This is a genomic window from Legionella longbeachae, assembly GCF_004283175.1.
In the GTDB taxonomy this organism is placed as follows: domain Bacteria; phylum Pseudomonadota; class Gammaproteobacteria; order Legionellales; family Legionellaceae; genus Legionella; species Legionella longbeachae.
This window is the reverse complement of the sequence record NZ_RXNW01000005.1, coordinates 25727-51948: the sequence shown is the minus strand read 5'-3', so window position 1 is coordinate 51948 and position 26222 is coordinate 25727. Positions and strand designations below refer to the sequence as shown.

Here is a 26222-nt window from a genome sequence, read left to right as displayed (position 1 = left end):
CTATCTTTTAAAATGTTTCTTCTTTTTTCTGACTCTCTCGCTTTTGGGTCTAATAGTTAGTTTATTTGCATTAAGACATATAGCAGTACAAGAAGCTCTTGACACCGATCAACGTTACCAATCCTATCTAATCGCAGATAGCATTCGTCAAAGTTCCGATGACCTAACCGATATGGTGAGACTTTATGTGATGACGGGGGAAAAGAAGTACCGTGATTATTATAATGAAATTATATCGATTAGAGAGGGAAAATCACCTAGACCATTAAATTATGATGAGATTTATTGGGATTTGGTTATGGATAACAAACGCCCTCAGCCTTATGGCGAAAAGAAATCTATAACTGCGATGATGCTAGAGTATAATTTCAGCCTGAAAGAATTTGCTATTCTCACTGAAGTGGAACATAGGAGTGATGAGCTGGTAAAGTTAGAAATTAAAGCGATGAATATGATTGAAGGAAAATATCAAGATAAGGATGGAAATTATACGATAGTTGGCAAACCTAATCCCAAACTCGCCCAAAAACTGGTTTTTGGGGATGAATATGCACAAGCCAAAATGGGTATCATGAAGCCACTCCGGGCTTTTTTTGCTCATGTTGAGCATCGAACGCTACTCACCAATGAAAAAATTGATATGAAAATGTCAAGAATTATAATTTTAACACTTATCTTCACATTTTTATCAACCATTCTCATGGTTTTCTTTATTATTCATGCACTAAAATCTATTTCCAGGGCTAATGATGAAAATGATTTATTACTCTTAAATATTTTGCCAGAACCCATTGCATCCCGTTTGAAAATGGGAGAGGTGGATATAGCGGATGAGTTTTCCCAGGCCAGTGTCATGTTTGCAGACATTATCAATTTTACTCAGCTAACAGAACAATTAGGTGCAAAAAAAACTGTAATTATCTTAAATCGCCTCTTTGCAGAATTTGATAACCTCACTGAACAATATCATGTTGAAAAGGTAAAAACGATAGGTGATAACTATATGGCTGTATCAGGTGTTCCTGAGCAAACTACAAGGCATGCAATCAATATGGCAAACTACGCTCTTGCTATCCTGGAAAGAATGATGACCTTTAATCAGGAAAATAAAATGCAACTCGAATTCCGCATTGGCATAACTTATGGAACCGTGATTGCAGGTGTCATTGGTCATAAAAAATTTGTTTATGACATCTGGGGTAATGTAGTCAACTTAGCAAGCCGATTGGAAGAAACGTCCCTACCTAATAAAATTCATATTTCTGAAAAAATGGCTTTCATGCTTGAGGATGAGTTCGTTATTGAACCAAGAGGATCCATAGAAATGAAAGGGATTGGCACTATGAAAACTTTTTTCCTGATCGGAAAAAAAGAAGTATAGCCTCATCCACTAAGTTTTAGAGAGGCCGCAGGTTAAATTGAGGTGAAGAAGTGTACTGGATTACATGACAGGGACAAGCCAGTAACGATATAGGACTTAGTGAGAGCATTTCAAATGTGCATCAGCCTGATAATTGGGAAATAACTTAATTTTTATGCTGAATTCATATTTGTTGGCATTTAGGGCATATTCCATAAATATTTAAAGCATGATCTGTCATCTGGAAATGAGCTTTATCCGCGATAGTTTTCTGCCTTTGCTCAATAATTTCATCAACAAACTCTTCCACGCAACCACATTTAATACATACCAAGTGGTCATGATGTTCGCCCTGACTCAATTCAAAAACTGAATGTCCCCCTTCAAAATTATGACGAGTTACTAATCCTGCAGCTTCAAATTGCGTTAATACGCGATAAACGGTAGCAAGCCCAACATCTTCTCCTGTCTCTAACAATGCTTTATAAACTCCTTCTGCGCTTAAATGATGATTGGGAGATTGCTCTAAGATTTGTAATACTTTTAATCGTGGTAAAGTAATTTTTAATCCAGCATTTTTTAGCTGTTTACTTTCTTCCATTAGTGCTCCTCAATGCAATGAAGTTGTCTTCACTATTGCAGGTGTGTTTCATTAACTGACGTGTTATTATGGCGAAATTTTTCATGATAGGCAAAAAAATGAGAATAATAATTTTTCTACTTGGAATTGTATTTACTTTAACCTTAACTCAATGTACCTCGTTTGACCTTTCTCGACGTGTGGTACAACAAGGAAACCTCTTACCCAAAGCAACCCTCGATCGTTTGAAAATCGGGATGAGCAAAAATGAGGTAGCTATATTATTGGGAACAAGTTTATTAAGCCCGGTATTTAATCACGATCGCTGGGATTATGCCTATACCTGGCGCAGGGGACATGGACCTATTACTATGTCAACCCTGAGCTTGTATTTCCATAATGATAGACTGACTCGTATAGAGCGAGACAAACTCAATCCTGGTGCGGGTACAGCGATTGCACACCCAGACATCAATCAGGAATAAATGATAGCGAACTCACTTTATGCTACTGAAATATACAGGGCGTATATGTTATCAACCTATATACAAGATTTCTCGCACCTTCCGCAACAGCGGAAGGTCTAAAAAACAACAAAACTTGACCTCATATTCCCCTTAGGGCAGGCATTTTGCACGCACAAAGGGCGAAGTTCCTGTAACTGTGTCTATTTTTTCGGTTCATTGCCTTATCATGCGCAGAAACACAAATCTGTTGCATCCTACAATTACGATTTGTGCTTTTCCGTAAGAATACTCGCTTTTTTCCGTCGGCTTTCTTTGGGATCCAAAACTAATGGCCTGTATATTTCTACCCTATCTCCTTCTTTAAGCACATGCTCTAAAGAAACCTGTTTTGAAAAGATACCCACAGGAAAAGTTCGCACCTCGGGATAAATTTCGTATATTCCTGATGCATGAAGTGCATCAGAAACTGTTGCTCCTGGATTAAGATCAAGTGCCCTATGTACAACACTCTTTGTTAAAGGCACATAAACCACCTCAACTTTTATCATAAATTGTTTTTGCTCGTTCACAGAAAGAATCTACCATTTTATCAGTTACTTGCTCAAATACCGGTCCAAGAAGCATGGAAAACATTCGCCCAGCGAATTCAAACTCCAAGTCAAAGGAAACTTTACAACCGTCTTCTACTTCATCGAAACGCCAAAACCCTTCTAAATGACTAAAAGGACCATCAACTAAACGAATTTCTATCATTTTATTAAGTTGGAGCCGGTTACGTGTAGTAAACGACTTACTCATACCAGCAGCACCAATCACTAAAGTTGCCTGGACTTCATCTTCATCACGATGATGTACCTGGCTTTCTGAACAATAAGGTAAAAACTCAGCATAACGCTCTACTTCATTTACCAAAGCAAACATTTGCTCACAAGTATAGTTAACAGTACGTGATTTCTTCACTATGGGCATTATGCTTCTCCCGCGACTTGTTTTAACCAAAAGCTAAGATCATTAATTTCTTCGAAACACACTGAATGTTCCATAGGATATTTATAATATGAAATATTTTTATATCCTTTATCCAATAGCCAGTCCTTACTTAATTCAGTCCATTGCGGCAAGACTAGAGGATCATATTGACCAGAACCTATAAAGAAAGGCGTACTTTTATCAAGTTTTGGCCTGGTATGTTCGGCTAAAGGCAAATAGGCGGACAAAGCAATTACTCCAGCTAATGGCGCTGGAGTATGAAGAGCTGTATGTAACGCCATAGCTCCTCCTTGCGAAAAACCCGCTAAAAAAATCTGATTGTAAGAAAAACCCGCGTTTAATTGTTCATCGATGACCTTACGAATTAACAATTCAGACTGCTCAATCCCTTCTTTATCTTCCCTATCAATTAATTTCATACCAATAATATCATACCATGCAGGCATAACCATTCCAGCATTAAGTGTAACCGGACGCTGAGGAGCATTGATAAATATATGGCGTAACACTATATCAGTAACTGTTAATTGATCTACTAAGCCCATCATATCGGAAGCATCAGCGCCTAATCCATGCATCCAGATAACACATGCTTGAGCTTGATCCTCAGACTCATTTATAAAATCATTCAAAACCAATCCCCTGACATAAAAAGAGAAATTATCGCTAATGCATAGGCACAGTGCAAGTTATACTCTTTAAAATACTCTGTGCCAAAGAGTCAACGTGGTAAGAAAGTTTACCAAGTATGAGCAAAACCAAACAAATCAATGTCATTTATTACTTGCACTTTTACTTTAATAAGTGGTAAATAATCTCTATACGTAATTAATGACTCTCTGTAATGAAACGACTACACTTTGTATTGATAGTTGGCATCACCTTAATCATATCTGGTTGTGGGCAAAAAGGGCCACTTTATTTGCCAGAGCCAGCCCAAAATGCCTCAAGTAAGTAAATTTCAACAGGAAAAAAGATGACCCTTAGATTTACCAAAATGCATGGCTTAGGCAATGATTTCATAGTGATTGATGGTATTAATCAAAATATAAACCTTAGTCCTCAACAAATAGCAATAATGGCCCAGCGTAATACCGGTATTGGCTTTGATCAATGCTTGCTTGTTGAATCCAGTCAGCAAGAAGGAATTGACTTTAATTATCGAATTTTTAATGCCGATGGCCAGGAAGTTGGGCAATGTGGAAATGGGGCACGATGTCTTGCCTTATTTGTTAAGTACTATGGTTTAACAAACAAAAGCCATTTAACTGTTGCTACCAAAACTACAAAAATGAATTTACATATTAATGAGGATCAAAGTGTGCGGGTGGATATGGGCATTCCCAAATTAGCACCAAGGGACATTCCACTCCTGACCCAGGAACAATCTGATCAATACGTTTTAGAGTTATCAAACAATGAAAGTATTTACCTACATGCTCTAAGTGTTGGTAATCCCCATGCTGTTTTATTAGTTCCAGAGCTACATAGAGCCCCTGTACTCTCTTTAGGCAAAAAAATTAGTCTACATCCGTCTTTTCCAGAACAAGTAAATGTCGGATTTATGCAAATTGTGAATTCGCAACACATTAAATTGCGGGTTTTTGAACGAGGTAGTGGTGAAACCCAAGCGTGTGGCAGTGGCGCTGTTGCGGCCGCAGCAGTGGGATGTTTATATTACAAGATGGATAAACACATAAAAGTAACATTACCTGGTGGTGATTTACTTATTGATTGGCCTGAATTTAATAAGCCAATTTGCTTAACAGGTCCCGCTATTTTTGTTTATGAAGGCACATTATTTTAAGCGATTACTCTTTTCCTGTTTAGTCTCAATAAATCGTTGCCCAGGATATAACAGCCGTTTCGTATCAATTTGCCAATTACGACAAAACCACGCAATACACGACAAAAAATATATCCTGTATCGAGACAAAATTAACACAAGTATTGAATTTTTTTTACAAAGAGTTATGCTGGATGAAGGCTTAATTCGTTTCTTTCAACTTGAAAACCGATATGAGCCTTATAGGAGAAGGCTATGACAGGAAGCAAAATACAGAGTTTTGATTTATTCAAAGCGGCTATGGGAAATCCCGATTATTTATCCGCAATCAATAAAAATACCGTAACCCAAGCACAATTTTTAGCAACACTCAAAGAAGGAAATTTGACATTCCAAGAAATTCTGGACTCCATTCAAATTGTCAAAAACTCAAAGGTAAAATCTTTATTAATCATATGCTTGTTGTGTAACAAAGAGTATTTGAACTCTTTAAAAGGCACTTCTTTATTACAGCGATTAACCATTCGCGATAATCATACACCCTCTCGCCTTAACGCACTAATTCATCAAATCGATTTAAAGGTCCTTACAAACGCAATGATAGGCGAACTAGAGCCTGAAGCTGCTGTTAGCATTCTTTGTTCTGTTCCTCATTTTCATCACCTGACTCGAGAGCAAACAGAAGCTCTAATTAGTAGATACGCGAAACACGAACTGATTGTGTATTGGATGAATCATTTTGCGACCATGCCTAATGCCCATTATTTATTAGCTCATTTAATGAAGCTGGCAGGGACAAATATTATGGATGAATTAAGCAAAATAGAGCCATGTCAAAAAGAAGCCATCATTGTCAATATTATCGAACATTTTGAGTTATTTCAGTACATACCGCAAAGATTCTTAGAACATGCAAATAAAGAGTCTCATTTGATTTTAGCGATTCGTCTCTACCTTAATGGCCATTATAACAAGACACTTGCCACTTATATTAATCAGTTAACAAAGAAATTATTAGAAAAAAACCATACTTTTTCAACTTCTGCAATTGAATTACTTTTTTTCTTAAATGATAAACTTGCCTTCAAAGAGTTGGGCAACAAAAGCGCATTCCTGACAAATCGATATTTAAGAAATACCGCTCAAGAAGGAACCATTGCATTATTTTATCAAAATAATCGGCTTAATCTGCAAAGAATGATCCAAAATATTAACTTAAAACCGGTCATTCCTGAATCCTATAAAGATCAACAGAAACAAATTGAAGGCCTTGATGAAAGTTCATTTATAAATGGCCTAATCAAACATAACAAATCCATTAATTGTTTTGAGTATTTTTTAATACATTATCAAGGAAATTCTGAATCTATCAGAAAATTAATCAATGATTATATGGAGTATTATGAACACTCCGATAATTTTAAAAGCCGTTCGCAAGCAATACATCATCTCGGCTTTATGTTGACCCGTCCTGAGCTAGAAACAACCGTTAAAGAAGCCATCTTTACAACTTTTTTAAATCACCCATCGTTCTTTGATGAACAAATTAGTTACCAATTGTTTTTATTCGATGCCAAAAGAATTATTCGCTATTTTGGTCTACGCGGCGGAAAGGAAAATTACCAAAGAGTAATTGATTTGTGTACCTTGGCGCTAAAAAATCTCAATTCAGAAAAAAATCCGGAAATTATTCAAATTACCCAAAAAGCATTCAGGGAAGCAAAGCTGGAATTAAGCTTTACTAAAGAACAAGGTTTTTTTTCGAGCGTAATCACATGGATAAAGCGGTGTTGGGCTTATGGTTGGACCGGTTTTTTCAAACCTAATCTACCTGAATATATAGCACCAGAATCATGGGCTCTTGAACCCCCTCCTAAAAAGTCGTCTCGTAAATATATGAAAAAATTGATCCCTGTTGATGAGCCAGAAATGGAACTTCAAATTTTATTAAACAAAATTACTCTTCCCTTAACCCAAGAAAAGTTTGAAGACATCATCAAAGCTTTGGATCTTTATACATTACAAACAGTACCGAAAGATGAACTTGAAACACGACTCAAGCTTCATAATTTATATCATTATGTCATCAGTAAAAAAGAAGAAAACCAAACTCTTTACCGCTGGCTAAAGGACAATCAACATCCTTTTGTCATCAATCAATTGCGCTTATTAGAATTGGTTATAAAAGAAAAGTCTCATGATGAGGTGAATTTTTTATTGAAACAAATCAACGAAGATTCAGATCAGCTTCAACATATTTCTGATGAGTTAAATTGTACGATGCCAGAATTGGGAGTTACAACCATTCCAAAACTCATTAAAAACACACAACCATCTGATTTTGTAGCAAGCACAACTAAAGTCTTATCTGAGTATGCAACTGAAGCATCAGAATATGCACAAAATGCATGGCAATGGGCTGGCTGTTTTTTAGCAAAAATTGGAAATACACCTAAAGAAGAAGATGACTGCTTTAAAGTAGAACATGTTCCTACATTCCATACCTCGACAAGTAAGTAATTAAGGACATTTTAGTGCGTTAAAGCTTGAGCTTCCAACGCTTGTGCATCCAGTTCCATTGCTCTGGGTGAGCTAAGATAATACGCTCTAAAGCCTGATTATATGCAAGTGTATTATAATAAAGAGAATCTGAAACTGTGTCATAATCTTTCCAAGGAATAGGGTCATAAAACTCTAAAACATGCTTCCCATTAGGTAACCTATAACCAGCAGCAGGAACAACAGGAACCCCTGTATAACGGGATAATGTTGCTAAACTTCGGTAAGTTCCTGCTTTTGTACCAAAAAACTCCACTGCGATACCATCTCTATTGGCTAATGAGGCATGTTGATCAAGAACAAAAATTACGGCATGATTTTTTTCCAGCGCGGCGCACACTTTATCTAGAGAATTTTTTTTCGGAATCACATTTAAACCGACTTGATAGTATTGCTTGAATAAGCTTCGCTCAATAGATTTAATGGATAAAGTTCTTCGGATAAAATGAAACTGTCCCTGGAATTCTTTAAAATTTAAAACCCCGCCTATAGGAGCAACCTCCCAATTACCAAAGTGGCCAGTAAGAACTAAAACTCCTTTTTTTTGCGCTACAACTTCCAGCATTTTCTCATGGCCACGAATTTCGACTTGGTTTCGTAAAGTTTCCTCTGACATAAAACGCAATTGGATTGCTTCTTTGAAGGATTTAAACAAGTGTGAATAATAAGATAGGGCAAGCCGTTTTTTTTGATCTCTATCTAATTGCTCACCATAGACGCGATCAATATTCGCCATAATTATTTGCCGCTTGTAGGGTAAAAATTGATACACAAAGCGCCCTAGTAAGCTCACAGGCAATTCGTTAATTTTTTGTTCTAAATCAGTCACAAGCTTTAATCACCAAACATGCATTCATACTGGCAAATCCTCGATTAATGGTCACTACATAAGGACTGAGTACTGCTCGGTGATCAGCGCTTACAGACAAACCATCACAACTCGATGCAATACGTTGAAAATTAGCCACTCCGGGGATGCATTTTGACTCGAGTGCATAAGTAGCTAGAACAGCATCAATCAATCCCGAAGCACATATAGTATGTCCAGTAGACCATTTAAATCCAGTTACAGACTGTTGCTGACCAAAAACTTTTTGTATTGCCTGGGATTCACTATAATCTGATTTACTATTCCCATTTCCATGAGCAACAATAAAACCTACGTCCTCCGGATTTAATGCAACAGATTCCAGCGTGTGCTGAATTAAATCCGCAAGTTGTTGACCACTCGTGTCCAAAGAAAACAATCCTTGTGCTTCACTCGTTGATAACCCACCGAGAATTTCCCCATAACAAACCGCAGAACGCTTACGGACACTTGCTTCACTTTCTAAAACGAAAGCAGCAGCACCATCCGCAAGGATGGTGCCATCATGTTCTTCATCGAATGGTTTTAAATGGCGGTGACTTAACACGCCTAATTGCTCATAATAAAATAATGATTGGGGCTCTACAGCCATATCATAAGAGATCACTATAGCCCGCTCTGCTTGTCCGCTACGTATTGCATGATATGCTTCCAATAAGGCCTGTGTCCCTCCAACAGCATGATTAGTTACATTATGATTTGGACCTTTAAATTCATAAGTAATGCCTGTATAAGCAAGAACATTATTCGGCAATATACGTAATAACCACATAGGATGTACTGTTGCAAATAAATGTTCCGCAAAATGCTGCATATCACCCTGAGCCTTTGCCAGCAAGGGTAAAAAATCATATTGTTGAAAATATTTATTCCCAGGAGAACCTACAAAAACCGCAGTTTGCTCATTAAATTCATTGGGAGTTTCTAGCGTATCACGATAAGGGATTATCTGGCTATGCTCTACTGCCTGGACTGCAGCATTAATCCCCATCACGTCTTGGCGTGAAATCACCTTAGCTAATTTTCGATCCGGCAACATTTTTGCAGGATTAAATTCTTTTAACTCGCCGCCCAAATGATGAGGCCATTGTGATAGATCCCATTGGGTTATTTCTGCAATTCCACTTTTACCTGAAATAATCGAATCCCAAGTTGCATCGGCAGTAGCTCCTGATGCAGTTAATGCACTTCGTCCGGTAATAAATACCCTATTATTCTGACTCATTGGCGTGCCCCTTCAAACTCAGGATGCTTAAATAGCAAGCAACTATTAGAGCCCCCAAAGCCAAAAGAATTAGATAAAACCACACCTAAGGAACGCTCTCGTGGTCCATCTACTACATAATCTAAATCACACTCAGGATCCGGCGTGGTTAAGTTGGCTGTTTTAGGTATTTGAGCCTTTTCTATAGATTTAACAGCTAAAACAGCTTCAAGCGCGCCTGCCGCAGCGATTAGGTGCCCTGTTTGGCTTTTAGTAGAGCTAACCGGCAAACTTGAAATATACTCACCAAATACGGCTTTAATTGCATTGGTTTCACTTAAGTCATTCATTTTAGTGGATGTACCATGTGCATTGACATAATCCACATCAGAAGCTTTTACTCCTGCATCATGGAGCGCGCGTTCGATTGATTGAATTGCGCCATCTCCATTAGGATGTGAGTCTGTAATTCGATACGAACTTAAGGAATTTCCCTCACCTGCTAATTCAGCATAGATGGTTGCACCTCGCGCTTTAGCTTTACTCCACTCCTCTAAAATTAAAAATGCAGCCCCTTCACCCAGGACAAAACCATTACGTGTCGCATCAAAAGGACGACTTGCGGTCTCTGGGGTACTATTATAGGTCGATAATGCACCCAATAGACAAAAACTGGATAATCCTAAGGGATTAATCATTGAGTCAAATCCCCCTGCCAGCATAAAATCAGCTTCACCGCGTCGAATGACTTGCATCGCCAATCCTAAAGCCTGTCCTCCTGAAGCACATGCCGTATGGACAGAAGAAGCATAACCTTTGATGCCAAATTGCTGGATTAATAAAGACAACCCTGAATTTGGTGTGGTTTTACCAAAATCCGATAATTTATAAAACTCTTGTGTATTCGCAAGTAATTGCATCCAATCAGCTTCGCCGTCAGGAGCACACATTTGTTGAAATCGTGACAGGTAATCAAACTCAGCTGTCATCATGCCGCTACCTGTAACCACTCCCCAGCGTGATGCTGTCTGTTCAGTGGGTAAAATACCGGCATCATCGAAGGCCTGTTGAGCGGCTTCAAGGGCATATTGCGTAAATGACATGGAAAAACGGGTACGTTTTGTAGACAATTTGGGATCAAGAACAAAATTTTTGACTTCGGCTGCTATATAAGTTGGAAAAGCGCTCGCATCAAATTGTTTGATTTCAGCAATTCCGGACTGCCCTGCTAACAAATTGGACCATGTGGATTGAACATCAAGGCCTATAGGTGAAATTGCCCCTAAACCCGTAATTGCTACTCGTCTTTTTTTCACTTTTAGTTACCTCTAGGAATAAGCACCATATCCACTACACAAACCCGTTTACCTAAAACTTCACTACGAAAAGTAAGAATCAATTCTTCCTCTGTTTGTTTTTTGACACTTAGATAGCACTCAAGAACATCACCAGGATGAACAAATTCATTCATTTTCATTTTGCGAAATTCACAAAACCTATAGTTTAACGCGTATCCTGAACGTGCAATAAATTCGCGTGCCAAGTTTAATTTGCATTCCAATAAAACCGTTAAAGGTAATACTGGCTTTCTAGGAAAATGATCGCCGAAATAAAGGGCTGCACGTGTAATTCGTTTTTCAGCAATTAAACTGATTTTTGGCTCAAAAGAACAAACTCTATCAAAAGTCATTGATACCAGCGGCAATTCCACATTTAGCATGAGATCACTATTCAATAATGGGGTGCTTTTTGAACTAATAATGGACCAATCACCTGGTCTATCAATTTCAGAAAATTGCAATTTTACCTCTTCGGGGTCTATAAAATCATCCATAGGCAATAAAGGGCCTAAAGCCCCTTCAAGAGTAAAAACAATCTCATTTCCTATTCGCGCCACACTATTATATTGCATCACTGAATCTTCGATACGCTCAATGAATGACTCAAGCAATAAAGTTTCTCCCAGGTATGCAGATCTGTGCAGAGCAGCCTTGGCAACGATGCCCGCAACAGGTCTATGAGAAAACTCTAAACAGTGCATCACGTTCCATGCCGCCAATTGACCTAGTGTTTCTCCAATTAAAGAAGGAATAAAACAAGGACGTCCCTGTTCATCAACTGTAAGAAATGTATCATCTTGGGTAATGTGTTTAATTCCTCGAATCAACTGACCAGGACATGACTCAACTATACGATCAACGAATAAAAATCTCATTAGTATCTATTAAACCCTATTGACCAAGATAAAACACACAACTGAGATTAAGCTTCAGTTGCAGCAGTTTGTTGCTCTTTAATCGCAGAAACAACTAATTTACAAAATGTTTCTATTGTAAAAAGCATAGGTATTTCATTCACTTTCATATTAGGTTTGAATTGCTCTACAGGCACTTCACTTAAATAGCTTTGTAATGCCTTTAGGCCTTCAGCTGTAATGACACCACCCTTTTCAAACTCACTTTCTGCCAAATCACCACGTGCATTTTTTTCCAATTGACCACGAGGGATTTTAATTTTAAACTCTTTTTCCAGTTGGAAAACCAAATCAAGAAAATCAATAGATTCAGCGCCAAGATCTACTATTAACCGACTATTAAGGGATATTTCCTCTTCATCAATTACTAGCACCTCAGCAACTATTTCCCTAACCTTAGGATAAACATCTGCTACATTCATATATTGTCCTCAGAAATCAGCTAATTTACAAAGCCCAAAATTATATCATATTTTTTCTTAAAGGCATAAAGCATAAAAAAGATTGGATTAACCAACTCGGCTATATCCTGCATCAACAAATAAAGTATGTCCATTTATCATTGCCGCTTCTGGTAAACACAAAAGATAAATAGCGTTAGCCACATCTTGTGTTGTTAGCGGTCTATCTGATAAGGAATGAGCCTGATACTCATCGAGTAATTGCTCCCTATTCGGAAAATGTTTCAATGCGTCTGTATCCACAACCCCAGCAGAAACAGTATTAACCGTAATTCCATCAACTGCTAACTCAAGACTTAATGAGCGTACTAAAGATTCAAGAGCAGCTTTAGAGGCTCCAATAAAGGCATAATTAGGGATTGCTCTATGAGCCCCCAGACTTGATAAAGCAATAATACGCCCTCCTTTAGGCATCAGTGGACGTCCTTCAACAGCCAGATGATTTAAAGCCAGGGCATTAGTCTCCAAACACCAGCGCCAATGCTTGGTAGACATCTTAAGGGCTGATTTTAAAACCCCACTTGCAGCATTACTAATTAAAAAATCAAGCTGGTTAAAATGCTCTTTAAACTGAGCAAACATTTCCTTTACAGACTGATGATCCGCTACATTAGCTTGTAGGGCAATTGCTTTACGACCCATGGCTTGTATTTCTTCAACCAAAACTTGAGCTTCATCAGAACTATTATAATAGACAACAGCAATATCACTCCCTGCTTGAGCTAACTTTAATGCAGTCGCCTTGCCGATGCCTCGAGCACCGCCAGTAATTAATCCTACTTTATCTGCAAAAACAAAACTCATAGCATTCCTCAATTTTTAATTTACAAAAATTTGTACAACTGGTTAAGATAACACCAATAAATGAATAACTCAAAAAAGCTACATTTTCGTGCGTATTCTTTGATAAAGCAATGTTTAACGCATTAAATTTTTAAATATCTTGTTTCTAGAGTGCTAACTTTGTACTATCGGCACATGATTAGATTACATATATATTAATGAATGAAGCTTTCCTGGTCTAAAACTGTATTTCCTATCGCAGCCATCTTTTCCTTTCGTATGTTAGGTTTATTTTTTCTAATTCCTGTATTTAGTATTTATGCTGAAGATTTGCGGGGGTCAACACCTGCTTTGGTAGGTTTTGCCTTTGGGATATATGGTCTTGCGCAAGGATTGCTGCAAATACCCTTTGGTATGCTCTCTGATAAATTGGGTAGAAAACCAATAATCACGGTGGGCTTGGTTTTGTTTGCTTGCGGTAGCTTTATCGGAGCATTAACCCATTCTATTTATGGGATGATAGTTGCGCGAGCGCTCCAAGGAACTGGAGCCATTGGCAGTGTACTTATTGCATTACTTGCAGATTTAACTCCCGAGGAACAGCGCACCAAAGCGATGGCAGTTATTGGTATGTCCATAGGTACTTCATTTAGCCTGGCTATGGTGGTGAGTCCAGCGCTTACCCATCATTTTGGCTTGGCAGGAATTTTTTATCTTACTACATTATTAGCCGTATTCGGTATTATTCTGCTACACTGCGTCATACCCAAACCAATAAAAGAGCGCTTTCATGTTGACAGTGAAACCAATCCTGCCCTCTTAAAGAACGTTATCTTCAATGCGCAATTGCAACGCCTTAATTTTGGTATTTTTTGCCAACATTTTATTCTTACATCTACTTTTTTTGTGATTCCTTTTATCTTAAAAAGACAAGTAGAACAAGGTCATTTAACTCAGCAGTGGCATTTTTATTTACCGATTATGTTGCTATCGTTCATCCTCATGATCCCATGTATTGTGCTTGCTGAAAAAAAGGGGAAAATGAAGGGTGTGTTTCTTTCCTCCGTTTTTGTCATTGCTGCAACTCAATTATTGTTTATTTATACGCTCCAAAATTGGCTGGCTTTGTGTCTCATTATGCTGATTTATTTTATTGCCTTTAATATCCTTGAGGCAGCTTTACCATCACTGATCTCGAAACAGGCAAATCCTCAAAGCAAAGGTACTGCCATGGGAATCTATTCTACAAGCCAATTTCTCGGACTTTTTCTAGGGGGAGCTTTTGCTGGTCTTTTATTCCAATGGAATGGCAGCCAAGGCATTTTTATCACCAATGCTGTTTTAGGTCTTTTATGGTTAATTGTTGCCTGCGCGATGAAACCTAATCTCTATATTTCAACGCTCATTCTTCATTATCCTTGGCCTGAAAAAAGGGAAGATATACTAGCGCAATTATTAAATACTCAAGGAATTATTGAAGCTGCACTTGTCCTGGAAGAAGGGGCTATCTACTTACGTATTGACAAAAAGCATTATATTGCCGGCAGTGCGGAGGATATTCTTACGCCCGCAGCAAATTTGCCTGCCTAACACCATTCTCTTCCTTGGGATCAGGAGCAGCATCCACATCAAGCACAGGGTACTCGGCATTAGGTATCACTTCCTTGTCTACCTTAAAAAACAGAGGAATGGTGCCGGTTAGTGTGCGATAGGCCAGTTTGTTCGTTTCTCCTGGGAAAGGATCTGCAGAAGATTGAACTTGAATTGATAAATTTGGATTTTTATAATTTCCATTTAGCAAATAGTTTCTGATTAATTCGGATGAAATCAATGAACAATCATTATCTACATTTTGCCTAATACATAATTTGATTTCTACAGAACCAACCTCAGGTAATCTTGATTGTAATAAGCGTTCTACTAATTCCTTTGAATTAATAGTTTTGCATGATATAGAGTTAGGTAAAGATGCTAACATCCCAGACTTTCCATCGGCTTCATAGGCTAGTATATAGATTTTTATCTTTTTAGAGTCCTGAGAGATGGGGAATGTGTCATCAGCACTTAAAATAGCACATGAAACATCATGTCCTTCGTATGCTGTTTTGCACCATTGATTTGCATGTTTGATTAATTTCTTATTTTCTTCATTCAACTTGAATGGAATGTATAAATAAATCATTATCAATCCGATAATCAGCTCATATTAGCGTTGATTTATGCTCTATCTGCTCCTCGCTGTCAAGCATTTCTTCATAATCAGTCAACGCAAAAGAATTATCTCCATGAAAAGCTGTAAATGAAGTATCAATCGCCCCAAGATAATCGCTTTCATCAATCCAGGATTGTTTCGAATTTGCCCCTTTTGAAGGTGAAATGATGGGCTTATCTTCAATAATAACGCCTGATTTTATTAAAAATGCTTCAAGAAGAGATCTATTGATCAGCATTTCAAACTTCATGTTTTTTCCGCTAATAGTAATTGAGTCTACTAAATAATCTGAAATATCAAGCGGCAAACTCGCTAGCAATTCATCTATAATCATTGATTGATTTTTTGAAAAGAATTTGTCATTTTGAATCATTTTTACTAATTCATGCGCTAAATGATTTAAAACAGGATGAGAAAATTTAGGGTATTTCACTGGCGTGGGGGCACTTGAAAAAAAACTATATGGTGACGTATCTTCTACGACATCCAAGCCTTGACGAAAAGCGCGTGCCCGTCCAACTAACCCCGAGAAGTTAAAACAAAATAAATCATTCTTCATCTGAAATGCTCTTACGGCACCTTTGGAGCTTAATAGACCATCTGTCGCAGTACCGGGTAAACCTATGCTCACGTCAGTATAATACTTTATTTCCATAGATTGGTGTGATTCACCTAATTGGGTACGAAATTGTTCAGCCATTTGACGTGGTTTATTCTTCTTTGCATATTCATCACAAAAAAATAACTTTACAATATTAGCGTTACTAAATCCTTCTATCATTAAATCACTCTTAAAATTCTCAGCAACCTCATCTATAGTCAACTCCTTATAGTTTTCATCTTCTTTAGTTTGATTCCCTACTAATAACTTGGGAGTATTAATACCATGGCTTAAAATATAAATCTGACAATTGCCTTCTTTCAAGGCAGTTTGAACTTTTTCGCTTTGAACAATTTCATTACTGTCATGATAGATCACGACGACCTCTTTTCCTTTAGACTCGTAATCTTTTCGCCATTTACTGGCTTTGGCTTCTAAATCAAATAGAGAATCTTCAAAAGTAAACGGTATATATAAAATTTTCATAAAATACATATTTAGTCAGTGTGGCCTTATTTTAACCAATAAATATTAATAAAATATTAACTATTTCATATATGAATACCTTAAAGCCAGATGAATTTAATGATGGTTAACTTTGCAGATTTTTCATAAGCATAATCTAGGATTTGAGAGTTGTGGACTCAAATCGCGGTTAAAAGATGACTTTACTGGCGCACCAAACGTACATTTGTTCCTGGAAACAAGTTCTTTTCTGTAGAACGATAAGGATTAATATCCAAACCGCCACGCCTGGTATATCGTCCATAAACTGTCAATAATTCGGGTTGGCAACGGTTCATAATATCTACAAAAATGCGCTCAATACATTGTTCATGAAACTCATTATGATTTCGAAATGAAACAAGATATCGTAATAGACCTTCACGGCTTATCTTTTTGCCTTTGTAACTAATTTGTATACTGCCCCAATCAGGTTGGTTTGTTACTAAACAATTTGACTTAAGTAAATTGGAGTATAAAGTTTCTGTAACAGATTCAGTGCCTACTGAAAGAAATGAAGGCTCCACATGATAGACAGAACACTCTATATCAAGGTCATCTATACATTCACCAATAAATGAAGGTTGTATCGCAAATTGATTTACATTATCTAAAAGATAAATGTTTACCCCCACTTCCGCCTCTATCCGTTCTTGTAAATCCCGTTTGACAATATTTTGTAACTCACTGACATTTTGAATGCGAGTGTTATTAAAAGAATTAAAATAAAGTTTTAGTGACTTGGATTCAATTAAATTAGGTGAACTACAGTCATAGTATATTTCAGCTATTGCAACCATAGGTTTTCCCTTGGCGTTAAGCCAGGAAACTTCGTAATGATTCCAACAATCAAATCCGTAGAAAGGAAGTTGGGTAGGCTCTATTCCTATTTCTTGTCGTTTCCCAGAGCGTGGAATAGGATATAATCGATTAGGATTGTAAGAATCATCATATATTGATTTTTTTCCTAACTCTGATTTTTCTTCTACATCTTGATATTTTTTTAAAACAAGATCATTCATATTATTTAACTCCAATATTTCTATAATTTTGGCGGTGCTTTTCCAATTTACAGGTTGATTCATTTCCATTTGGCTGGAAATATAGTTTAGGAGGGACGCAACCTCATTAATGCGTGCTGCCTTTTCTTTCAGCTCACGTGCTTGAATAGGCATAGAAGTCATTAAATCAAAATTTGGATTTTCGATAATTTTCTTTGTCGTTGATAAGGAAAAGCCTAAAAATTTTAAGGTAGTGATCTGTTGTAAGCGTATAAGATCCTGATCTGAATATAAACGATAACCACTGGCTGAACGCTTAGCGGGCTTTAATAAACCAATATCATCATAATATTGCAATGATCTTATTGATAACGCAGTCATCTGACTTATTTCTTTAATTTGATAAAATTTCATTCAGTTAACACCTCAAAGCCGATTTTAAACCATCACGTAGCGTGAGAGTCAATAGACATAATGAGAAATAATTATCCATGTAGATATCATATGAGCTCCTAATCATATGACCTAGTCTAATATCAACGCCTGTTAGGTATGCAAAAGCCTAATTCAATTCCTGTGCAAGCCCTATATAAATTAGGTATACTCTCCTCCTAACTTTCGCATACAGGAGAAAATGAATGGCACGTGGAATAAACAAAGTGATACTCATTGGTAACGTAGGTGTTGATCCTGACGTACGATATTTACCTAATGGCAATGCAGTAACTACACTCTCAATCGCTACCAGTGAAGCATGGAAGGATAAGGCTACTGGTGAAAAACAAGAAAGAACCGAATGGCATCGGGTGGTTTGTTTTAATCGTTTAGGGGAAATTGCTGGCGAATATGTGCGCAAAGGATCAAAACTTTATGTCGAAGGAAGCTTAAGAACCAGAAAATGGCAAGATCAACAAGGACAAGATAGATATACTACGGAGATTGTTGCCAACGACATACAAATGTTAGATAGCAAAGGAGGAGCATCATCAAGTTTTGATGATATCCCACAAGGCCAATTTGCACCAAGCAACCAAAACTTTACAAAAAAACAACCTACCCAACAAGTCCCACAAGATGCTTTTGATCAATTAGATGATGATGTTCCATTCTAAGTCGTATCGGAGTAGCAACTCTTTTTAAGTATTTTCTGCCCTTATACATAGGGCAGCAATTCCTACTAATATCTCATGAAAACCACCGAAAAAAACAAGGCAAATTGATTAGGACTCAAAGAATATTTGCTGCTATTTATTCTATTATACTTATTGAAATGTCTGTGCCAATTGTATGATCTAATGGGAGGGTAGGCAGGATTAAGTCGATATCGGATTATCAATAAAATGATTAAACCAGGTTTACCTAAAAGTGTGGCTGTTTTGTAAGTAGCCCCTATGGGGGCTGACAGAGAACCAGGGATATGCAACAACGCAAAACAAGTCGCGGCACAATGATATGGACTCATCCTCCCTTTTAAACGGCTTTTAGATGCGCCAAAATGGTTTCGTCACAGAAACTAAAAAAGAAAGGGGGGTCTTTGAAGAATGTTATTTTATTAGAGATAGATTTAACAAAACATGTTTTTCAATTGCACGGTGATAATGAGTATGGGGAGAAGGTACTTGGAAAAAAAGAAATCGAGCTGCGCTACCTAATTTTCCAGCAAATCTGTCATCTTGTAACATTGCGATGGAAGCGGGTGGAAGTGCAAATTATAGTTCGTGTAAATGTATGTACTACGGACAAACGTTACACATATTAGCCCGCAACATGTGAAACCGATTGTTCAAGGGAATACGAATGATAAAAATGATGCACTTGCCATTGTTATTGCGCTGCTTCAAGATAATATGCCATCGATATCAACCAAGAGCATCAAGCAACAAAAAGTGCACATGCTGCATCGTTATCGAGAAAACTTAGTAAATTATAGAACAGCATTAGCTAATCGAATGCGAGGATATTTACGTCACTTTTCTGCCTTTTAGGATTAGTTCCAAAAGAACATTCGAGCGGAGGGAAACAATATCTGATTCCTTAAGTAAACGAGGTGTCCGATATATTCGTAGTTGTCTGGTGTCGGGTGAGCGAGCCATGGTAAAGAATGTAGCAAAAAAAAGTTTACTTTAACTGCTAGCTGAAGTGAGTCCATAATGAGCATGGATATAATAAAGCAGCTGCCGCGATGGCCAAAAATACACACCATATGTGGGCTATTATGATTTATGGTGATAAAGACGTTGACCATTTAAAGCTTTGTGCTTCAAGAAAAGCTTGATACATGAGAAAGCAGCATCATTTAGCGCTGCATCTACCTTTTTTACAATCAGCAAAAAACAAACTGATTATAAAAAAACACGATTATTACTGCACATAAACAAACGTGGAGGTATAAAAGACTTACCCTGGTATTGCAAATAACAGCTGATGCGAATAGGTTAAAACCTATTCTGAAAATACCTCTCGCCTACTATGGATTAAATGTCCGACGACATGAGAAGGATACAGAGTCCGAATATCATCAAAACCTGAATGGATGAAATAACTCGCTCATTAATGGTCGGATATACGTATGCAAATACTTCTCTTTTCACTAGTTCATTACTTGCAAAAACCGATGAGTCCATATACTTAGGCAGCGGGGATGAATAGTTAACATACCTTAATAAAAAACCCGCCTTAAGCGGGTTTTTTTAAGTTCTTGTTAGCAATTTAATTATTCTTCAGCATCCGCACTGGAAACTGGTCTGTCTAATAACTCAACAATTGCCATAGGTGCATTATCGCCATCTCTAAAACCACATTTTATAATTCGTATATAACCACCTGGGCGTTTCTCAAAACGTGGTCCTAAATCAGTAAACAACTTACCTACTGCAGATTTTGATCTTAATATATCAAATGCATGTCTACGTGTTGCAACTGAATCAACTTTAGAAACAGTGATTAATGGTTCTATGTATCGACGAAGATCTTTTGCTTTAGGCAAAGTAGTCTTTATCAATTCATGCTCAATTAAAGAACAACACATATTTGCAAACATAGCCTTTCTGTGGCTACTTGTACGGCCAAAACGACGGCCTGAATTACGGTGACGCATAACAAAACTCCTAAACTTTATTCGCCAAGATTTGCTGGCGGCCAATTCTCAAGCTTCATACCAAGCGATAATGAACGGGAAGCCAAAACATCCTTAATTTCAGTTAAAGACTTTTTACCAAGATTAGGAGTTTTTAAAAGTTCATTTTCAGTTCGTTGTACCAGATCGCCTATATAATGAATATTTTCTGCTTTCAAACAGTTCGCAGAACGAACAGTTAATTCCAAATCATCTACAGAACGCAAAAGAATAGGATCAAAATCATTACGTTCCTTTTGATCTGATCGTGACTCTTCAAATCTCATATCAACAAAAGCATGTAACTGCCGTTGTAAAATGCTAGCTGAAATACGGATTGCTTCTTCTGAATCAATTGTCCCGTTAGTTTCTAATTCAATGGTCAGCTTGTCCAAATCGGTACGATTTTCAACACGAGCACTATCAACATAATATGCTACTTTTCTGACAGGTGAGAAGCTATTATCAATTTTGAGTTTGCCAACAGATTTTCTCTCTACTTCATCATCAAAATGTCCAATAAATGAGTCAGTACTGTGAAAACCAATTCCTCTTTCAACCTTCATTGTCATATTTAATTTGCCCTTTTCGTTCAAATTAGCAATAACAAGATCAGGATTAACAACTTCCAGTCCATGAGATAATTGAATATCACCAGCGGTAACTTGACAAGGACCTTGCTTATTAAGGGTTATTAGAGCCTCTTCACCTACTGTCATTTTAATTGCAACCAATTTAAGATTCAGCAGTATATCAACAACATCTTCTTGTACACCTTCAATTGTACTGTACTCATGAAGAACACCCTCAATTGAAGCTTCTGTAATTACACTACCAGGCATAGAAGACAATAATATACGTCTCAAAGCATTGCCGAGAGTATGACCAAAGCCGCGCTCCAAAGGTTCTAAAACTATTTTAGCTTTAAAAGGCGATTCAGCCTGTACCTTAAGAACATTAGGTGTCAACATTTCATTGATTTCAGTATACATTCAGCTATTTCTCCGAGCTTACTTAGAGTAAAGTTCTACAACCAGGTTTACGTTGTAGTCTGAAGATAAGTCAGTTAACGTTGGTGCTGTAGAAAAAGTTCCTTTAAATGAAGAAGTATCTACAGTAAGCCAATCACATGGTACTCTTTGCTCAGACAAAGCTAAAGCAGCTTGAATGCGACCTTGATTTTTTGCTCTTTGTCTCACAGATATAACATCACCAGGCTTAATTAAATATGATGGTACGTTAACTATTTTATCATTAACTAATATGGCTTTGTGCGTTACTAATTGACGCGCTTCAGCACGAGTACTTGCAAAACCCATACGATAAACAACATTATCCAAACGTCTTTCAAGAAGAGTCATCAGGTTTTCACCTGTAGCACCCTTCATACGTGCAGCCATTTTATAATAGCCACGGAATTGCTTTTCAAGAACGCCATAAAATCTTCTGATTTTTTGTTTCTCTCTAAGCTGTAAACCATAGTTATTTAGACGAGGTTTCTTATCACCATGTTGTCCAGGTAACTTTTCTGATTTACATTTTGATTTATGATCACGCACACCACTTTTCAGTAATAAATCACAGCCCTCGCGACGTGATAATTTACATTTTGGACCAAGATATCTAGCCATTAATTACTCCTGAGTCTTATACACGACGTTTCTTAGGTGGCTTACACCCATTATGAGGGATACCAGTAACATCGGTTATTTCAACAATTTTGAAATCCTGAGATATTAATTCACGAATAGTGGACTCTCGACCAGGGCCAGGACCATGAACAAATACAGCTACAGATTTCATACCATATTCTTTAGCGACAGCAGCAGCACGCTCAGTTGCAACCTGTGCAGCGTAAGGGGTGCTCTTTCTTGAACCTCTAAACCCTGAGCCACCTGATGTTGCCCAGCAAAGTGCATTACCTTGTCTGTCAGTGAAAGTCACTATGGTATTATTAAAAGATGCATGAACATGTACTATACCATCTGATACAACACGTTTTGCTTTTTTGCGTACTTTTTGTTGTTTTGACTTTGTTATTGCCATCTTACTATCCTACATGAAATATCAAACGGTGGTGCCTTTTCTGCGACCTTTTCTTGTACGTGCATTAGTTTTTGTACGTTGGCCGTGTACAGGCAGTCCTCTTCTATGTCTCAAACCCCGGTAACAACCTAAATCCATAAGTCGCTTAATGTTCATTGTTACAACACGACGTAAATCACCTTCAACAGTTATTTTAGCAATTTCTGTTCTTAAAGACTCTAGTTGAGCATCTGTTAATTCTGAAACCTTTTTGGAAGGATCAATGCCAACTGCTGAACATAGTTTTATAGATGTAGGTTTACCAATACCATAAATTGCTGTCAAAGCAATCACAAGATGTTTGTGATCTGGTATATTTACTCCTGCAATACGAGCCATTAACTTCTCCGAACGTTATTTGTTCTGTCGAAAGGGACAGAAGAATACTATTTTTATAAAATTAAATCAAGCAAAGTTATTAACCTTGTTTTTGCTTATGCCTGGCATCTTTACAAATAACTCGTATCGTGCCACTTCTTTTAATAACCTTACAATTGCGACAAATTCGCTTTACAGATGCTCTTACTTTCATTCCTAACTCCGATAAAGATCATAAAAGACCAGGTAATTTTGTACCTTTAAAATTAGCCTTTTTCATTAAAGAATCATATTGCTGTGTCATTAAATGAGCTTGTACCTGAGCTACAAAATCCATAATAACAACTACGATAATCAGCAATGACGTTCCGCCGAAATAAAAAGGGACATGCCATGTATACATTAAAATCTGAGGTAAAAGACAAACTAAAACCAGATAAATTGAGCCAACAAACGTTAAACGAGTCATAACAGCATCAATGTATTTTGTAGTTTGCTCACCTGGTCTGATTCCAGGGATATATGCACCAGATTTTTTTAAATTATCCGCAGTATCTTTGGGGTTAAACACCAAAGCTGCATAAAAAAACGCGAAGAATATAATAGCTACTGCATATACGATTAAATATAATGGTTGTCCGGGAGACAAAGCCATTCCAACATCAGCTAACCAACCCATACCCTTAGTATGCGAAAAGAACTGCGCTAAAGTAGCAGGCAAGAGTATAATGCTTGATGCAAAAATTGGTGGTATAACACCCGACATATTAATTTTTAAAGGTAAATGACTTGTTTGTGCAGCATAAACTTTCCTACCTTGTGTCCTTTGTGCATAATTGACCCTGATTCGCCGCTGGGCACGTTCCATAAACACTACAAAACCAGTCACGACAACTACAACTACTGCAATGATAACAAGAGTTAGCGCTTGCATTTGGCCTTCTTTAACCTGTTGTAGAACCGATGCAATAGCAGTAGGCATACTTGAGACAATACCTGAAAAAATGATCAAAGAAATACCATTGCCAACGCCTTTCTCAGTAATTTGCTCACCTAACCACATCAAAAACATTGTACCTGTAACCAATGTAACTACGGCAGTAAAATAAAATGAAAAGTCAGCTTGCAGGGCAATTTGTTGACCAGCCAGCCATCGAGCCATCCCTAAAGATTGAAAAATTGACAACAGTAGCGTTAAATAACGAGTATATTGGTTTATTTTTCTTCTTCCAGACTCACCTTCTTTTTTTAACTGTTCGAGCTTTGGAGAGACTACAGTAAAAAGTTGAAGAATAATCGATGCGGAAATATATGGCATAATTCCTATGGCAAAAACGGTTACCCGTGATAAGGCTCCGCCAGAAAACATATTGAACAAGCCAAAAATGGTGTTTTGTTGTTCATTAAAGAAATTAGCTAATCGAGCTGGATCTAATCCTGGCACAGGTATATGTGCACCTAGTCGATAAACTAAAATGCCTAAAACAACAAAAAACAATCTTGATTTTAGCTCAGCCAATCCACCACGTGATTGGCCTGTATTATGCTTTTGGTTTTTCATAGTCACTCTTCTACGCTGCCGCCTAAACCTTCAATGGTTGCACGAGCTCCTTTAGTGACCCTCAGACCTTTAAGTTTTATGGCAGTAGTTAATTCACCAGATAAGATAACTTTTACATCTTTGATAGAACGACTTACGATACCTGCATCTTTTAAAACGTTTAAGTCAATTACATCTACAGATAACTGTTCAAGTTCACTTAAACATACTTGATCAACTGTTCTACCCACTCGTGATTTAAAACCCATTTTTGGTAAACGTCTTTGAATAGGCATTTGACCGCCTTCAAAGTTAATTTTATGGTAACCACCAGCTCTAGCCTTTTGTCCTTTGTGCCCTTTACCACTCGTTTTTCCAAGCCCAGATCCTATGCCACGACCGAGTCGCTTCTTAGGACGACGTGAACCTGGCTCAGGTGATAGTGAATTTAAATTCATTATACACTCTCCTCAACCAACAACAGATAATCAACTTGATTTATAAGACCACGTATTGCTGGAGTATCGTTATGAGTTACACTTGAATTAGTTTTACTCAAACCTAATTGCTTTACAATTGAAATATGTTTAGGCTTTCTGCCTATAGTGCTTTTTACTAAAGTAATTTTAATTTTGTTTTCCATAATTAGCCCGCCATTACTTCTTCAACAGTTTTACCACGCTTGGCCGCAACATAATCAGGGGTACCAATATTAGTTAGAGCAGCAATTGTAGCGCGTACAATATTGCTTGGATTTGTAGATCCTATATTTTTAGCTAATATATTTTGGACACCTAAAACTTCAAGAACTGCTCTCATTGCACCACCAGCAATAATTCCTGTACCTTCACTGGCTGGCTTCATAAATACTTTAGAGGCTCCATAGTTCCAAGTGATTTCATGATAAATAGTTGAACCACTTAATGGTATATATACCATGTTTTTCTTAGCTTGTTCCATTGCTTTCTGAATAGCTATTGGAACTTCACGAGCTTTACCTCTACCAAATCCAACTTTACCTTTACCATCGCCAACAACGACAAGAACAGCAAAGCCAAAAACTCGTCCGCCTTTGACAACTTTAGCAGTACGATTAACTGATACTAATTTCTCTTGGTAGCCATCTGATTTAGGTGATGATTCATCGAATGCCATAGTTGTTCCTTAAAAATCTAATCCAGCCTCGCGTGCACCTTCTGCAAGGGCTTTCACTCGGCCATGATATTTATAACCAGCTCGATCAAACGCGACCTCAGTAATTCCATGCTCACTTGCACGTTTGCCTAGTAACTTACCAACAAGGTTCGCTTGTTCTACTTTACATTTACCGGATAGACTGGCTCGTATTTCTTTATCATTAGTTGAACAAGCAACTAATACTTTATCTCCAAGCTCATCAGCTCGAACAATTTGAGAGTAGATATGTAGTCCACTTCTATGCACTACCAATCTTACTCTACCAGATTTGCGAATCAGTGCCTTTGCTTTTAATCCACGTCGAATACGTGAGTTTTGTTTATTCATAGCTTAAACC

32 protein-coding genes and 1 pseudogene are annotated in these 26222 nt (G+C 37.4%); 8 read left to right on the top strand and 25 right to left on the bottom strand.

Annotation, left to right across the window (positions count from 1 at the left end):
* The first annotated feature begins 43 nt into the window (after positions 1-43).
* Complete coding sequence (locus tag EKG34_RS06270; protein WP_237702689.1) at positions 44-1381, top strand: adenylate/guanylate cyclase domain-containing protein; 1338 nt, start codon at positions 44-46, stop codon at positions 1379-1381.
* A 163-nt stretch (positions 1382-1544) separates the two neighbouring features.
* Here the strand turns inward: EKG34_RS06270 and fur are convergent, their stop codons facing one another.
* Positions 1545-1961, bottom strand: coding sequence for a ferric iron uptake transcriptional regulator (fur, locus tag EKG34_RS06265; RefSeq protein WP_003633014.1), 417 nt, complete (start codon positions 1959-1961; stop codon positions 1545-1547).
* Positions 1962-2059: 98 nt separating this feature from the next.
* Here fur and EKG34_RS06260 point away from each other — a divergent pair, with 98 nt between their 5' ends.
* On the top strand, positions 2060-2425 hold the full coding sequence (locus EKG34_RS06260) for an outer membrane protein assembly factor BamE (protein ID WP_396426625.1): 366 nt from the start codon (positions 2060-2062) through the stop codon (positions 2423-2425).
* Positions 2426-2667: 242 nt separating this feature from the next.
* Here the strand turns inward: EKG34_RS06260 and EKG34_RS06255 are convergent, their stop codons facing one another.
* The 3 genes from EKG34_RS06255 to EKG34_RS06245 are packed head-to-tail and all read right to left on the bottom strand — an operon-like array spanning position 2668 to position 4029.
* Positions 2668-2955 (bottom strand): RnfH family protein, encoded by a 288-nt coding sequence (locus tag EKG34_RS06255; protein ID WP_003633016.1) that lies wholly within the window; start codon positions 2953-2955, stop codon positions 2668-2670.
* Complete coding sequence (locus tag EKG34_RS06250; protein WP_003633018.1) at positions 2942-3376, bottom strand: type II toxin-antitoxin system RatA family toxin; 435 nt, start codon at positions 3374-3376, stop codon at positions 2942-2944. Before EKG34_RS06250 ends, EKG34_RS06255 begins: the two co-directional genes overlap by 14 nt.
* The gene (locus EKG34_RS06245) at positions 3376-4029 is read right to left on the bottom strand and encodes an alpha/beta hydrolase (RefSeq protein WP_003633020.1); all 654 of its coding nucleotides are present in this window, start codon (positions 4027-4029) and stop codon (positions 3376-3378) included. Before EKG34_RS06245 ends, EKG34_RS06250 begins: the two co-directional genes overlap by 1 nt.
* A gap of 212 nt (positions 4030-4241) precedes the next feature.
* Between EKG34_RS06245 and lptM the strand changes: the two genes are divergently transcribed.
* From lptM to EKG34_RS06230, 3 genes are all read left to right on the top strand, one after another.
* Positions 4242-4355, top strand: coding sequence for an LPS translocon maturation chaperone LptM (lptM, locus tag EKG34_RS06240; protein ID WP_003633022.1), 114 nt, complete (start codon positions 4242-4244; stop codon positions 4353-4355).
* Positions 4356-4373: 18 nt separating this feature from the next.
* Entirely contained in the window at positions 4374-5204 is an 831-nt protein-coding gene (gene dapF, locus EKG34_RS06235) for a diaminopimelate epimerase (protein ID WP_003633024.1), read from the top strand.
* Positions 5205-5438: 234 nt separating this feature from the next.
* Entirely contained in the window at positions 5439-7703 is a 2265-nt protein-coding gene (locus EKG34_RS06230) for a hypothetical protein (RefSeq protein WP_003633026.1), read from the top strand.
* A 19-nt stretch (positions 7704-7722) separates the two neighbouring features.
* On the opposite strand, the gene EKG34_RS06225 is transcribed toward EKG34_RS06230, so the two are convergent.
* The 6 genes from EKG34_RS06225 to fabL form a co-directional block, all read right to left on the bottom strand.
* Positions 7723-8571 carry a lysophospholipid acyltransferase family protein gene (locus EKG34_RS06225; protein WP_003633027.1) on the bottom strand — a complete coding sequence of 283 codons (849 nt, stop codon included), beginning with the start codon at positions 8569-8571 and terminating at the stop codon, positions 7723-7725.
* Positions 8564-9835, bottom strand: a complete 1272-nt coding sequence (locus EKG34_RS06220) for a beta-ketoacyl-[acyl-carrier-protein] synthase family protein (protein WP_003633028.1) — start codon at positions 9833-9835, stop codon at positions 8564-8566. The genes EKG34_RS06225 and EKG34_RS06220 overlap by 8 nt, the downstream gene beginning before the upstream one ends.
* Positions 9832-11130, bottom strand: a complete 1299-nt coding sequence (locus EKG34_RS06215) for a beta-ketoacyl-[acyl-carrier-protein] synthase family protein (protein WP_012978809.1) — start codon at positions 11128-11130, stop codon at positions 9832-9834. The genes EKG34_RS06220 and EKG34_RS06215 overlap by 4 nt, the downstream gene beginning before the upstream one ends.
* Before the next feature lie 2 nt (positions 11131-11132).
* Positions 11133-12029, bottom strand: a complete 897-nt coding sequence (locus tag EKG34_RS06210; RefSeq protein WP_003633030.1) for an ApeI family dehydratase — start codon at positions 12027-12029, stop codon at positions 11133-11135.
* Positions 12030-12076: 47 nt separating this feature from the next.
* Entirely contained in the window at positions 12077-12490 is a 414-nt protein-coding gene (locus tag EKG34_RS06205; protein WP_003633031.1) for an acyl carrier protein, read from the bottom strand.
* A gap of 87 nt (positions 12491-12577) precedes the next feature.
* Positions 12578-13333: an enoyl-[acyl-carrier-protein] reductase FabL gene (gene fabL, locus EKG34_RS06200; protein ID WP_003633033.1), complete on the bottom strand. Its 756-nt coding sequence runs from the start codon at positions 13331-13333 to the stop codon at positions 12578-12580.
* A 201-nt stretch (positions 13334-13534) separates the two neighbouring features.
* Here fabL and EKG34_RS06195 point away from each other — a divergent pair, with 201 nt between their 5' ends.
* Positions 13535-14902, top strand: coding sequence for an MFS transporter (locus EKG34_RS06195; protein ID WP_012978808.1), 1368 nt, complete (start codon positions 13535-13537; stop codon positions 14900-14902).
* Here EKG34_RS06195 and EKG34_RS06190 read toward each other — a convergent pair.
* The 4 genes and pseudogenes from EKG34_RS06190 to EKG34_RS18555 form a co-directional block, all read right to left on the bottom strand.
* Entirely contained in the window at positions 14874-15494 is a 621-nt protein-coding gene (locus tag EKG34_RS06190; RefSeq protein WP_003633035.1) for a hypothetical protein, read from the bottom strand. The genes EKG34_RS06195 and EKG34_RS06190 overlap by 29 nt on opposite strands.
* 19 nt (positions 15495-15513) lie before the next feature.
* Complete coding sequence (locus EKG34_RS06185) at positions 15514-16611, bottom strand: type 1 glutamine amidotransferase family protein (RefSeq protein WP_223800098.1); 1098 nt, start codon at positions 16609-16611, stop codon at positions 15514-15516.
* A 182-nt stretch (positions 16612-16793) separates the two neighbouring features.
* On the bottom strand, positions 16794-17651 hold the full coding sequence (queF, locus tag EKG34_RS06180) for an NADPH-dependent 7-cyano-7-deazaguanine reductase QueF (protein WP_035904797.1): 858 nt from the start codon (positions 17649-17651) through the stop codon (positions 16794-16796).
* Between the two features lie 240 nt (positions 17652-17891).
* Positions 17892-18011, bottom strand: a pseudogene (locus EKG34_RS18555) (MerR family DNA-binding transcriptional regulator); the annotation flags it as partial.
* 257 nt (positions 18012-18268) lie between these two features.
* On the opposite strand from EKG34_RS18555, the gene ssb reads away from it, so the two are divergent.
* A complete protein-coding gene (gene ssb / locus EKG34_RS06175) occupies positions 18269-18742 on the top strand; it encodes a single-stranded DNA-binding protein (RefSeq protein ID WP_003633038.1) in 474 nt (157 codons plus the stop codon).
* Between the two features lie 612 nt (positions 18743-19354).
* On the top strand, positions 19355-19615 hold the full coding sequence (locus EKG34_RS06170) for an IS110 family transposase (RefSeq protein WP_003633040.1): 261 nt from the start codon (positions 19355-19357) through the stop codon (positions 19613-19615).
* Between the two features lie 728 nt (positions 19616-20343).
* On the opposite strand, the gene rplQ is transcribed toward EKG34_RS06170, so the two are convergent.
* The 11 genes from rplQ to rplR all read right to left on the bottom strand — a co-directional run bounded on the left by rplQ (position 20344) and on the right by rplR (position 26212).
* A complete protein-coding gene (gene rplQ, locus EKG34_RS06165; RefSeq protein ID WP_003633046.1) occupies positions 20344-20727 on the bottom strand; it encodes a 50S ribosomal protein L17 in 384 nt (127 codons plus the stop codon).
* 17 nt (positions 20728-20744) lie between these two features.
* The gene (locus EKG34_RS06160; protein WP_003633048.1) at positions 20745-21737 is read right to left on the bottom strand and encodes a DNA-directed RNA polymerase subunit alpha; all 993 of its coding nucleotides are present in this window, start codon (positions 21735-21737) and stop codon (positions 20745-20747) included.
* A gap of 18 nt (positions 21738-21755) precedes the next feature.
* Positions 21756-22376, bottom strand: coding sequence for a 30S ribosomal protein S4 (gene rpsD, locus EKG34_RS06155; protein WP_003633050.1), 621 nt, complete (start codon positions 22374-22376; stop codon positions 21756-21758).
* Positions 22377-22392: 16 nt separating this feature from the next.
* Positions 22393-22791 carry a 30S ribosomal protein S11 gene (rpsK, locus tag EKG34_RS06150; RefSeq protein WP_003633055.1) on the bottom strand — a complete coding sequence of 133 codons (399 nt, stop codon included), beginning with the start codon at positions 22789-22791 and terminating at the stop codon, positions 22393-22395.
* Positions 22792-22812: 21 nt separating this feature from the next.
* Positions 22813-23169, bottom strand: coding sequence for a 30S ribosomal protein S13 (gene rpsM / locus EKG34_RS06145; protein WP_003633056.1), 357 nt, complete (start codon positions 23167-23169; stop codon positions 22813-22815).
* Between the two features lie 79 nt (positions 23170-23248).
* Positions 23249-23362: a 50S ribosomal protein L36 gene (gene rpmJ / locus EKG34_RS06140; protein ID WP_012978806.1), complete on the bottom strand. Its 114-nt coding sequence runs from the start codon at positions 23360-23362 to the stop codon at positions 23249-23251.
* Between the two features lie 18 nt (positions 23363-23380).
* Positions 23381-24709 carry a preprotein translocase subunit SecY gene (secY, locus tag EKG34_RS06135; protein ID WP_035904568.1) on the bottom strand — a complete coding sequence of 443 codons (1329 nt, stop codon included), beginning with the start codon at positions 24707-24709 and terminating at the stop codon, positions 23381-23383.
* Between the two features lie 2 nt (positions 24710-24711).
* The gene (rplO, locus tag EKG34_RS06130) at positions 24712-25146 is read right to left on the bottom strand and encodes a 50S ribosomal protein L15 (protein ID WP_003633058.1); all 435 of its coding nucleotides are present in this window, start codon (positions 25144-25146) and stop codon (positions 24712-24714) included.
* Complete coding sequence (gene rpmD, locus EKG34_RS06125; protein WP_003633060.1) at positions 25146-25331, bottom strand: 50S ribosomal protein L30; 186 nt, start codon at positions 25329-25331, stop codon at positions 25146-25148. The genes rplO and rpmD overlap by 1 nt, the downstream gene beginning before the upstream one ends.
* 2 nt (positions 25332-25333) lie before the next feature.
* The gene (rpsE, locus tag EKG34_RS06120) at positions 25334-25843 is read right to left on the bottom strand and encodes a 30S ribosomal protein S5 (RefSeq protein ID WP_003633062.1); all 510 of its coding nucleotides are present in this window, start codon (positions 25841-25843) and stop codon (positions 25334-25336) included.
* Positions 25844-25852: 9 nt separating this feature from the next.
* Positions 25853-26212 (bottom strand): 50S ribosomal protein L18, encoded by a 360-nt coding sequence (gene rplR, locus EKG34_RS06115; RefSeq protein WP_003633064.1) that lies wholly within the window; start codon positions 26210-26212, stop codon positions 25853-25855.
* Between the last annotated feature and the right edge of the window lie 10 nt (positions 26213-26222).

Bases quoted from the DNA above. Each gene is read 5' to 3' on its own strand.
- fur (WP_003633014.1), bottom strand. From the start codon at position 1,961: ATGGAAGAAAGTAAACAGCTAAAAAATGCTGGATTAAAAATTACTTTA.
- EKG34_RS06260 (WP_396426625.1), top strand. From the start codon at position 2,060: ATGAGAATAATAATTTTTCTACTTGGAATTGTATTTACTTTAACCTTA.
- EKG34_RS06255 (WP_003633016.1), bottom strand. From the start codon at position 2,955: ATGATAAAAGTTGAGGTGGTTTATGTGCCTTTAACAAAGAGTGTTGTA.
- EKG34_RS06250 (WP_003633018.1), bottom strand. From the start codon at position 3,376: ATGCCCATAGTGAAGAAATCACGTACTGTTAACTATACTTGTGAGCAA.
- lptM (WP_003633022.1), top strand. From the start codon at position 4,242: ATGAAACGACTACACTTTGTATTGATAGTTGGCATCACCTTAATCATA.
- dapF (WP_003633024.1), top strand. From the start codon at position 4,374: ATGACCCTTAGATTTACCAAAATGCATGGCTTAGGCAATGATTTCATA.
- EKG34_RS06230 (WP_003633026.1), top strand. From the start codon at position 5,439: ATGACAGGAAGCAAAATACAGAGTTTTGATTTATTCAAAGCGGCTATG.
- EKG34_RS06220 (WP_003633028.1), bottom strand. From the start codon at position 9,835: ATGAGTCAGAATAATAGGGTATTTATTACCGGACGAAGTGCATTAACT.
- EKG34_RS06210 (WP_003633030.1), bottom strand. From the start codon at position 12,029: ATGAGATTTTTATTCGTTGATCGTATAGTTGAGTCATGTCCTGGTCAG.
- EKG34_RS06205 (WP_003633031.1), bottom strand. From the start codon at position 12,490: ATGAATGTAGCAGATGTTTATCCTAAGGTTAGGGAAATAGTTGCTGAG.
- fabL (WP_003633033.1), bottom strand. From the start codon at position 13,333: ATGAGTTTTGTTTTTGCAGATAAAGTAGGATTAATTACTGGCGGTGCT.
- EKG34_RS06195 (WP_012978808.1), top strand. From the start codon at position 13,535: ATGAAGCTTTCCTGGTCTAAAACTGTATTTCCTATCGCAGCCATCTTT.
- EKG34_RS06190 (WP_003633035.1), bottom strand. From the start codon at position 15,494: ATGATTTATTTATACATTCCATTCAAGTTGAATGAAGAAAATAAGAAA.
- EKG34_RS06185 (WP_223800098.1), bottom strand. From the start codon at position 16,611: ATGAAAATTTTATATATACCGTTTACTTTTGAAGATTCTCTATTTGAT.
- queF (WP_035904797.1), bottom strand. From the start codon at position 17,651: ATGAATGATCTTGTTTTAAAAAAATATCAAGATGTAGAAGAAAAATCA.
- ssb (WP_003633038.1), top strand. From the start codon at position 18,269: ATGGCACGTGGAATAAACAAAGTGATACTCATTGGTAACGTAGGTGTT.
- EKG34_RS06170 (WP_003633040.1), top strand. From the start codon at position 19,355: ATGTATGTACTACGGACAAACGTTACACATATTAGCCCGCAACATGTG.
- rplQ (WP_003633046.1), bottom strand. From the start codon at position 20,727: ATGCGTCACCGTAATTCAGGCCGTCGTTTTGGCCGTACAAGTAGCCAC.
- EKG34_RS06160 (WP_003633048.1), bottom strand. From the start codon at position 21,737: ATGTATACTGAAATCAATGAAATGTTGACACCTAATGTTCTTAAGGTA.
- rpsD (WP_003633050.1), bottom strand. From the start codon at position 22,376: ATGGCTAGATATCTTGGTCCAAAATGTAAATTATCACGTCGCGAGGGC.
- rpsK (WP_003633055.1), bottom strand. From the start codon at position 22,791: ATGGCAATAACAAAGTCAAAACAACAAAAAGTACGCAAAAAAGCAAAA.
- rpsM (WP_003633056.1), bottom strand. From the start codon at position 23,169: ATGGCTCGTATTGCAGGAGTAAATATACCAGATCACAAACATCTTGTG.
- rpmJ (WP_012978806.1), bottom strand. From the start codon at position 23,362: ATGAAAGTAAGAGCATCTGTAAAGCGAATTTGTCGCAATTGTAAGGTT.
- secY (WP_035904568.1), bottom strand. From the start codon at position 24,709: ATGAAAAACCAAAAGCATAATACAGGCCAATCACGTGGTGGATTGGCT.
- rplO (WP_003633058.1), bottom strand. From the start codon at position 25,146: ATGAATTTAAATTCACTATCACCTGAGCCAGGTTCACGTCGTCCTAAG.
- rpmD (WP_003633060.1), bottom strand. From the start codon at position 25,331: ATGGAAAACAAAATTAAAATTACTTTAGTAAAAAGCACTATAGGCAGA.
- rpsE (WP_003633062.1), bottom strand. From the start codon at position 25,843: ATGGCATTCGATGAATCATCACCTAAATCAGATGGCTACCAAGAGAAA.
- rplR (WP_003633064.1), bottom strand. From the start codon at position 26,212: ATGAATAAACAAAACTCACGTATTCGACGTGGATTAAAAGCAAAGGCA.